This is a genomic window from Acidovorax sp. KPB24-07 (genome assembly GCF_057543315.1).
Genome location: NZ_BAAJYS010000284.1, coordinates 1 through 4396, shown reverse-complemented (window position 1 = coordinate 4396; position 4396 = coordinate 1). Strand labels below are relative to the sequence as shown.

The window sequence follows — 4396 nt, the reverse complement described above, 5'->3', positions numbered from 1 at the left end:
GCGCGCAGCTGGCGCAGGTGCGCATCGTGCGCGACGTGTATCCGCCGCGCATCGACCTGGAGTTCCAGCGGACGGCGGCCGATGGCCGCGTGCTGCAGTCCGGTCGCCGCGAGCTGCGCGATCCGTCGTTCCTGTCCCGCGCGGGGCGGGGCGGCAGCGATCCGATGCGGTATGAAAAGGCACTGCTTGACGACTGGGTGCGCCAGGACATCGGAGCGCCTTCGCCGCAGTGATGCGGCGAAGGCGGCACCCCGTGGCGCTGCCTTCGCCGCCTGCGCGGGTCAGCGGCCGGGCCCGACGACCGCCGGGTCCTTCAGTGCCGTGTTGATCCGGTCGATGTAGGCGCTGGCGTTGGCATTGCCCGGGTCGGGGTTGCCCGACACGTAGTACGCCAGCCCCTGCTGCAGGCCGCCGTGGTCGGCCACGCGCTGGGCCAGGTTGGACGCCGCCATGCGCAACTGCGTCGTCACGCTGCCCTGGTATTGCTCGGTGGAGACCTTCTGGCCGCCGACCCGTTCGTTGCCGGGGCCGCCGTCCGCCCATTCGCGGCCGTCCAGGAACTTGCGGGAAATCTGCCCCAGGCCGATGGAGGTGTTGTTCTCGCCGGCACGGCCCAGGTCGCCTTCCAGCTTCATGGCGCCCTGAAAGCCCTTGGAGAAGGCGTTGGATTCCACCTCCAGCTGGGCGCGGAACACGTTGGGGTCGAGGCCGTATTCCCTGGCCGTGGCATCGGCCGCCTTGCCGAAGTCCGCCTGGGTCTGGATCTGCGCGTCCTTTTGCGACTCGTCGCCGCGCAGCACCGGCTCGAATTTCGGGTAGACCTTGCCCGCACCTTCCGCCACGCTCTGCGTGCCGAAGTCGTTGCCTGCCGTGCCGCTGCCGGGAATGGCCGGGCTGGTAGAGGGCGCTCGTGCCGGGACCGTGTCGGCGGTGCCGTCGTGCGTTGGCGTGGGAGCCGGAGCGCCCGAGGGGGGGCTGGCCGGACCGGCGGACGGGTTGGGTGCCGGGCCAGGTGATGGACTGGGTGACGCGCTGGGGGGGGCGCTGGGGGGTACGCTCGCGGGGCTGGAAGCCGGGGTGCCGCCGGGCTGGCTGGACGGCGCGTCGTCTTTCTTGCCCAGCTTCTCCAGCAGGCTGACGAGCAGCATTTCCAGGACCTTTTTGATGAGATCCTGCTGCAGGGTGGTGCTCTGGCCGCCCTGGAGCCAGGCGTTGGGCTGCGTGTGGGAGATGGACTGGATCGGCATGGACATGCCTCGCAACAATGGAGAGACTTTCACTGTTGCGGCAGTCCCAGGGATTGCGCACGCGCACCCGAAGCGCTGCACCGGCGAACGAAACGCGGCGCAGGCTGCCGTAGGCGCGCTACCATCGCGCCGCCCCCACTCCAAGGAACGCCACATGACCACCGAAGCCCTGTTGGCCTATGCCCATTTCCTGGCCATTCTCACCATGGTCACCTTCCTGGCCAGCGAAGCCGCGCTGTGCCGCCCGGCCTGGCTGAACGCGGCCGCGGTGGAGCGGCTGGCGCAACTGGACCGGTTCTATGGCATCGCGGCCCTGGCCGTGCTGGCCACGGGGCTGGCCCGCGTCGGCTGGGGCATCAAGGGCGCGCAGTGGTATGGAATGCAGCCGCTGCTGCATGTGAAGGTGGGGCTCTTCGTAGTGGTCGGGCTGATCTCCATCGCGCCCACCCTGCGGTTCCTGCGCTGGCGCAAGGCCCTGCGCGCCACGGGCGCGCTGCCGGACGAGGCGGCGATCCGCAGCACCCGGCGCCTGGTCATGATCGAGGCGCACCTGCTGGTGCTGATTCCGCTGGCGGCCACGTTCCTCGCGCGGGGCGTCGGCACCCGCTGAACGCGCCGCGCCCAGCAAAAAGCCCCGCAGTGCGGGGCTTTTTGACGAAAGGCGGGCCGGTGGCCGGATCAGGCGGCGGGCTTGTTGCTCAGGCACTGCTTCATGAAGGCCTTGCGCTCGTCGCCCTTGAGCGCCTTGGTCTTGGCGTCGGCGTTGCAGGTGGTCATCTTGCCCTGCTGGGCGGCCTGCTTGTCGGCGCTCAGGCAGTCCTTCATGAAGGCCTTGCGTTCGTCGCCCTTGAGCGCCTTGGTCTTGGCATCGGCGTTGCAGGTGGCCATCTTGCTCTGTTGAGCGGTGGGGGCCTTGGCCGGCGCGGAGGCGGCGGCTGCGGGGGCATCGGCGGCATGCGCCGTGGCGAAGGAGAGGGCGAGGCCGGCGGCGGCCACCACGGAGAGCAGATTCTTCATGTCGTGTTCCTGCAAAAAGTGGATAGGAAGCCCCCCGTCGACGCGCACCCCGCGAGGCTGTTCAGCATAACGTCATGGCCGAAAGTTTGGATGACGGGCGGCCCGTAGAATCGCCGCATGCTCTCCGTCAAACAGGAATTGCTCGCGGCGCTCGCCGGCGAGCTGGAAAAATTGTCGCCCGGCGCTGCCGGGCGTGCTGCTTTTGAATCCCCCAAGGTGGCGGCGCACGGCGATTTCGCCTGCACCGCCGCCATGCAGCTGGCCAAGGCCGCCAGGCAGAACCCCCGGCAACTGGCCGAAACGCTGCGCGAGGCCCTGCTGGCCACGCCGGCCTTCGGCCGCTGGGCCGAGGCGCTGGAGATCGCGGGCCCCGGCTTCATCAACATCCGCCTGAAGCCCGCCGCCAAGCAGGAAGTGGTGCGCGAGGTGCTGGCCGCCGGCGAGCGCTTCGGGCAACAGCCGGACAACGGCCGGAAGGTGCTGGTCGAGTTCGTCTCGGCCAACCCCACGGGCCCGCTGCACGTGGGCCACGGCCGCCAGGCGGCCCTGGGCGATGCGATCTGCAACCTCTTCGCCACGCAGGGCTGGAAGGTACACCGCGAGTACTACTACAACGATGCAGGCGTGCAGATCCATACGCTCACGCACAGCACGCAGCTGCGCGCCAAGGGCTTCAAACCCGGCGACGACTGCTGGCCCACCGACCCCGCGAATCCCGCCAGCAAGGGGTTCTACAACGGCGACTACATCCAGGACATCGCCAACGACTTCCTCGCGAAGAAGACGGTGCAGGCCACCGACCGCGCCTTCACGGCCAGCGGCGACGTGGAGGATGTGGAGTCCATCCGCAACTTCGCGGTGGCCTACCTGCGCCACGAGCAGGACAAGGACCTGCAGGCCTTCAACCTGAAGTTCGACGAGTACTACCTGGAGTCGAGCCTGTACACCAGCGGCCGCGTCGAGGCCACGGTGAACCGGCTGGTCGCCAACGGCAAGACCTACGAGCAGGACGGCGCGCTGTGGCTCCAATCCACCGACTACGGTGACGACAAGGACCGCGTGATGCGCAAGAAGGACGGCTCGTACACGTACTTCGTGCCCGACGTGGCCTACCACATCTCCAAATGGGAGCGCGGCTACACCAAGGTCGTCAACATCCAGGGCACGGACCACCACGGCACCATCGCCCGCGTGCGCGCCGGCCTGCAGGCCGCCGACGTGGGCATTCCGCAGGGCTACCCCGACTACGTGCTGCACACCATGGTGCGCGTGGTCAAGGGCGGCGAAGAGGTCAAGATCAGCAAGCGCGCCGGCAGCTACGTGACGCTGCGCGACCTGATCGAGTGGACCAGCAAGGATGCCGTGCGCTTTTTCCTGCTGAGCCGCAAGCCCGACACCGAATACACCTTCGACGTCGATCTGGCCGTGGCGCAGAACAACGACAACCCGGTGTACTACGTGCAGTACGCGCATGCGCGCATCTGCTCCGTGCTGCGCAGTTGGGCCGAGCAGGGCGGCGGCGATGTGGCGTCCCTCCAGGGCGTGGACCTGTCCGCGCTCGAAGGCCCGCAGGCCCAGGCGCTGATGCTGCAATTGGCCAAATACCCCGAAATGCTCACCGCCGCGACCGAAGGCGAGGCGCCGCACGACGTCACCTTCTACCTGCGCGACCTGGCCGCGAGCTACCACAGCTACTACGACGCCGAGCGCATCCTGGTGGACGACGAAGCCGTCAAGCGCGCGCGCCTGGCGCTCGTCGCCGCCACCGCACAGGTATTGCACAATGGCCTGGCCGTGCTGGGCGTATCGGCGCCAGCCAGAATGTGAGTGTTTACGGATATGACAAAACAGCAACGTGGGGGCACCGCCATCGGCTTCATCCTCGGGGTGGTCGTGGGCCTGGGGGCGGCGCTGGGCGTGGCCGTGTATGTGACCAAGGTGCCGGTGCCCTTCCTTAACAAGGGCGGTGCGCGCAATGCCGACCAGGACGCCGCCGAATCCCAGAAGAACAAGAACTGGGACCCGAATTCGCCGCTGTACGGCAAGAACCCGGCGCGCCCGCCCGTGCCCGCCAGCTCGACGCCCGCGGTGGCCGGTGTCGCACCGGCCCCCGCGAGCAACGCTTCGGTGCC

The 4396-nt window shown here is 68.5% G+C and carries 5 protein-coding genes and 1 pseudogene; 4 read left to right on the top strand and 2 right to left on the bottom strand.

The features are described from left to right. Positions 1-233 (top strand): DUF3016 domain-containing protein (locus AC27IQ_RS19365; protein ID WP_487090454.1); only part of this gene is annotated, 233 nt, incomplete at its 5' end. Between the two features lie 48 nt (positions 234-281). Here AC27IQ_RS19365 and AC27IQ_RS19360 read toward each other — a convergent pair. Next, complete coding sequence (locus tag AC27IQ_RS19360) at positions 282-1247, bottom strand: FmdB family transcriptional regulator (protein WP_487090453.1); 966 nt, start codon at positions 1245-1247, stop codon at positions 282-284. A gap of 154 nt (positions 1248-1401) precedes the next feature. Between AC27IQ_RS19360 and AC27IQ_RS19355 the strand changes: the two genes are divergently transcribed. After that, positions 1402-1857 carry a DUF2214 family protein gene (locus AC27IQ_RS19355; protein WP_284394754.1) on the top strand — a complete coding sequence of 152 codons (456 nt, stop codon included), beginning with the start codon at positions 1402-1404 and terminating at the stop codon, positions 1855-1857. A gap of 68 nt (positions 1858-1925) precedes the next feature. On the opposite strand, the gene AC27IQ_RS19350 is transcribed toward AC27IQ_RS19355, so the two are convergent. Beyond that, complete coding sequence (locus AC27IQ_RS19350) at positions 1926-2264, bottom strand: PsiF family protein (RefSeq protein WP_284406653.1); 339 nt, start codon at positions 2262-2264, stop codon at positions 1926-1928. Between the two features lie 117 nt (positions 2265-2381). On the opposite strand from AC27IQ_RS19350, the gene argS reads away from it, so the two are divergent. Both argS and AC27IQ_RS19340 read left to right on the top strand, forming a co-directional pair. Continuing rightward, positions 2382-4091 carry an arginine--tRNA ligase gene (gene argS, locus AC27IQ_RS19345; RefSeq protein WP_487090452.1) on the top strand — a complete coding sequence of 570 codons (1710 nt, stop codon included), beginning with the start codon at positions 2382-2384 and terminating at the stop codon, positions 4089-4091. Between the two features lie 12 nt (positions 4092-4103). After that, a pseudogene (locus tag AC27IQ_RS19340) lies at positions 4104-4396 on the top strand (SPOR domain-containing protein); the annotation flags it as partial.

Coding starts and splice junctions, on each gene's coding strand:
- AC27IQ_RS19360 (WP_487090453.1), bottom strand. CDS start 1,247: ATGCCGATCCAGTCCATCTCCCACACGCAGCCCAACGCCTGGCTCCAG.
- AC27IQ_RS19355 (WP_284394754.1), top strand. CDS start 1,402: ATGACCACCGAAGCCCTGTTGGCCTATGCCCATTTCCTGGCCATTCTC.
- AC27IQ_RS19350 (WP_284406653.1), bottom strand. CDS start 2,264: ATGAAGAATCTGCTCTCCGTGGTGGCCGCCGCCGGCCTCGCCCTCTCC.
- argS (WP_487090452.1), top strand. CDS start 2,382: ATGCTCTCCGTCAAACAGGAATTGCTCGCGGCGCTCGCCGGCGAGCTG.